At 76.9% G+C, this 2,476-nt stretch carries 2 protein-coding genes and 1 pseudogene; 1 reads left to right on the forward strand and 2 read right to left on the reverse strand.

Features of this window, described 5'->3' with window-relative positions; translation table 11 throughout:
* The coding region (locus tag GTR00_RS26480; RefSeq protein ID WP_407659735.1) for a hypothetical protein at nt 1-111 on the reverse strand (111 nt) is incomplete at its 3' end.
* Between GTR00_RS26480 and GTR00_RS26485 the strand changes: the two genes are divergently transcribed.
* Nucleotides 104-226: a hypothetical protein gene (locus GTR00_RS26485; RefSeq protein ID WP_407659736.1), complete on the forward strand. Its 123-nt coding sequence runs from the start codon at nt 104-106 to the stop codon at nt 224-226. The genes GTR00_RS26480 and GTR00_RS26485 overlap by 8 nt on opposite strands.
* A gap of 279 nt (nt 227-505) precedes the next feature.
* On the opposite strand, the pseudogene GTR00_RS18810 reads toward GTR00_RS26485, so the two are convergent.
* Nucleotides 506-2,476 (reverse strand): annotated as a pseudogene (locus GTR00_RS18810) (aldo/keto reductase); the annotation flags it as partial.

A 2,476-nucleotide genomic window follows, 5' to 3' on the forward strand; every position in this document is an offset into this window, starting at 1 on the left:
GAGGAGGAACTCCGCGCTCGTGGCGCCCTTGGTGCACAGCCGCCCGGCGTTGGCCGGGTGCTCCCGGTCGCCGGAGACGCCGCGCACCACCACCGCCGACACCGTGCGCACCTCCTGCTCCTACTGCGGGGTGGGCTGCGGCATCGTGCTGCGCGTCGGCACGGACGCGGCCAGCGGCCGGCGGGCCGGGCGGGAGCGGTGCCGGCGGTACCCTGGGAGGGCCTGAGCCCGCTCCCGAGCGCCAGGCCACCCACCCCGCCGGCCGCCCGGTCCGCGGGCACGCACGCCCGGGCGCGCACCGGGGCGAGGAGAGGCACCGATGGACAAGCTCACCCTGCTGCAGGTCAGCCACCGCTACGACGTGGACGTGGCCACCCTGCACCAGCTCGTCGGCCGCCGGCTGCTGCCGGAGCCGACGTGGACCGACGGCCGCCTCGGCTGGCGGCCCGAGGAGGTCAAGGCCTCGCTGCGCGAGCTGGGCCTGACCCGCCGCTGACGCCCCCCGCACGCGCAGGCCGGCCGTCGACGAGCGCAGCTCGGCGACGCTGCGCGGGCCGACGAGCGCGAACGTCGGGAACGGCTGCGCCAGCACGTACGCCAGCGCGACCGCGGTGGCCGGGACCCCCAGCTCCGCGCCGAGCTTCTCCGCGCGGCGCTTGCGCTCGAAGTTCGCGTCGCTGTAGTAGCAGCGCACCAGCTCCTCGTCGGAGCGGTCCGAGGGGTCGGCGCGGGCGAAGAAGCCCCGCGCCTGCGAGCTCCACGGCAGCAGGGGCACCTGGCGCTGCACCAGCCAGCGCTTGGACGCCGCGTCGGTGACGTGCTCGCAGCCCGCCCACGGCACGTCGAGCGCCTCGGCCAGGCCGAAGTGGTTGCTCAGCAGGGAGAAGCCCCGCTTGCCGTGCGCGGCGGCCCAGGCGTCGGCCTCGTCGAAGCGCTCCTTGGACCAGTTCGAGACGCCGAACACGCCGATGCGCCCGGCGTCGGCGTGCTCGTTGAGCACGTCGACGAACTCGCCCACCGGCACCTGGGGGTTGTCGCGGTGCAGCAGGTAGACGTCGGCCCTGCTGCTCTGCTGGTTCTCCAGGGACTCCAGCAGCTGCCAGGTCATGCCCTGCGGCGTGCACTCGGGCGTGTGCCCGCCCTTGACGACGACGACGGCCTGCTCGTGCAGGCCGCGGTTGGTCAGCCACTGCCCCAGCAGCTTCTCGAACCGGCCCTGCCCGTACCACCACGAGGTGTCGAACGTGGTGCCGCCCAGCTCCCAGAACGCGTCGAACAGCGCCGAGGCGTGCGCGAGGTCGGGCTGGTTGTCCACCCCCACGACGACGCGGGAGAGGGGCTTGTCCAGGCCCTCCAGGCGCCCGTACCGCATGGGGTTGGGGTCGGCCACGCGCAGCGGCAGGCCCGAGACGGTCGGCACGTGCGCGGTGTCGCGCTCGAAGGGGTAGCGCACGCCCACGGCGGCGCGCCAGCGGTCCAGCACCGCGGCGGTGGCCAGGCTGTCGTCCAGGCCGTGCTCGGCGGCGCCGGCCGAGACGTCCTCGCCGGCCGCGGCCCGCGCCGCCAGGCGCGCCACCGCCGCCGCCTCGGCGGCGTAGGGCAGGTGCTCCTCGGCGCCGGGGTCGAAGCGCAGCACCTCCTCGGGCTCGCCGACGCGCCGCACGACGACCTCGGTGCGCCCGCCGATCGCCCAGGGGTCGGCCAGGTGGGCCGAGCCGGCGGAGCCGTGCACCGCCACGGCCGGCGCCTCGGCCAGCCGCACGCCGGTGCGCACGGTGGCGGTGATCCCGCCCTCGAACCCCAGCGTTGCCACGGCCCACTCGTCCACGCCGGTGGGGCCGACCGTGCCCGAGCCGCGCAGCGAGGACAGCGCGGCGGGGCGGCCCAGCGCCGCGGCGGCCACGGCGCGCGCCATGGTCACCGGGTAGCCGCCGACGTCGAGGATCCCGCCGCCGGCGAGGTCCGCGTCGAAGAGGCGGCCGGTGGGGGAGCCGGCGGCGAAGGAGAAGCTGGCGTCCACGTGCAGCACGCGGCCCAGGGCGCCGGAGCGCACCAGCTCCAGCAGGGCGCGCTGCTGCGGGTGGAAGGCGTACATGTACGCCTCCACCAGCACCCGGCCGTGCCGGCGGGCGGCGTCGACCACGGCCATGGTGCTGCCGTGGTTGGGGGTCAGCGGCTTCTCGCACAGCACGTGCTTGCCCGCGCGCAGCGCGGCGATCGCCAGCGGCGCGTGGGTGGTGTGCACGGTGGCGACGTAGACGGCGTCGACGTCGGGGTCGGCGAGGACCTCGGCGTGGGTGCCGGTGCGCGCGCCGGGGGCGTGCTCGTCGGCGAAGGCGCGGGCGCGCGCGGCGTCGGAGCTGCCGACGGCGACGATCGCGCCGGCGCCGGAGGCCGGCAGCTGGGAGGCGAAGCGTCGGGCGATGGCGCCGGGGCCGAGCACGGCCCAGCGCAGGGGGGCGGGGGACGCCACGGG

The sequence above is a fragment of the Kineococcus indalonis genome (assembly GCF_009906395.1).
GTDB classification, from domain to species: Bacteria; Actinomycetota; Actinomycetes; order Actinomycetales; family Kineococcaceae; genus Kineococcus; species Kineococcus indalonis.